Annotated in this window: 1 protein-coding gene; it reads right to left on the bottom strand. The window is 37.9% G+C overall.

Annotated features, from left to right (window positions below):
• Positions 1–38: 38 nt before the first annotated feature.
• Positions 39–815, bottom strand: a 777-nt coding sequence (locus tag GQR56_RS21260; protein WP_166115365.1) for a transposase, incomplete at its 5' end; no start/stop codon positions are given.

Genomic DNA, 815 nt, shown 5'->3' on the forward strand with positions numbered 1-815 from the left:
GTAGATACCATCTCTCATTTTAAGCTTCAAGGTCGTATTTAACTTTCTTGGAGCTTAAACGCTTCTTGGTTTTTTATTACACCAAAACATATATGAATTAGCTTTCGCATATTTGCACACACAGCTTGCATCGGTGTTTTACCATTATTTATTAACGTTAACTTATGTCGTTTTATTGTTTTATTCCATTGCCCTGCAACAATGGCCGCCATATAAAGTTTACATCGAATTCTGGCTGGCCCGAGTTTACTGATTGATGTTCGCCCTTTTAATTTACCCGATTCATTATGCCGTGGAATTAATCCACAATAAGCCGCCGCTTCTTTGGCTTTATTAAATTTTTTAGCCGCAAATAAATACGTCAGCTCTCTCGATAATACGGGCCCAATGCCAGGGATAGACTCAAGTAGTTTCCTGTTTCTTTTTAAATCAGGTTCATTATCTATGTGGTTATCAATGTCAGATTTAAGCTGTTTAATTTCATCATCTAAAAACGCGATTGTCACTTTTATCGATTGGCAAACACGCGCGGAAACGTTGCTGAATTCACTTGCTTCTAATCGGTTAGCTTCTCGTTGTCGGTTACTCTCAAGCGCATCTAAACGACGAATAAGGGCTTTAAGCTCTCTAATTTCTAATGCATCAGGTTGCCAATAATTAACGACTGCGTGCTTAGCACAGCCGTAATGGGCAAGCATCGTTGCATCAGACTTGTCTGTTTTATGAATTATGTTTAAAGCGTCTGCATACTTTTTAGCTTTACCAGGATTCGCTAAAATAATATTAAAGCCTTGCTCGTGTAAAAAATACATCAG

It is taken from the genome of Pseudoalteromonas sp. Z9A5 (assembly GCF_011378875.1).
In the GTDB taxonomy this organism is placed as follows: Bacteria; Pseudomonadota; Gammaproteobacteria; order Enterobacterales; family Alteromonadaceae; genus Pseudoalteromonas.